Below are 374 nucleotides of genomic sequence, written 5' to 3' on the forward strand. Positions count from 1 at the left end.
AGGTACACCTGCGTGTTGCCGTCGCGCGAGAGCGCCAGCGCCAGACGCTGGCCATCCGGCGACCACGACGGCGCGCTGTTGTTGCCCTTCTGGTTCGACACCAGCGTGCGCTTGCCCGTGGCCAGGTCGTGCACGTAGACCACCGGCTTGCGCGCCTCGAAGGAGACGTAGGCCACGCGGCGGCCGTCAGGCGACCATGCCGGCGAGATGATCGGCTCGGTGCTGGTCAGCGCGATCTGCGCGTTCTGGCCGTCCGAATCGGAAATCAGCAGCTGGTAGCGGTTGCCCACCTTCGACACGTACGACAGGCGCGTGGCAAACACGCCGCGCTCGCCGAGCAGCTTCTCGTAGATGTAGTCGGCGATCTTGTGCGC

Annotated in this window: 1 pseudogene; it reads right to left on the bottom strand. The window is 67.1% G+C overall.

Going from position 1 to position 374, the window contains the following annotated elements:
• Positions 1-374: pseudogene (locus AC1DHL_RS30165) on the bottom strand (Tol-Pal system beta propeller repeat protein TolB); the annotation flags it as partial.

This window comes from Variovorax sp. 10L426 (assembly GCF_056395305.1).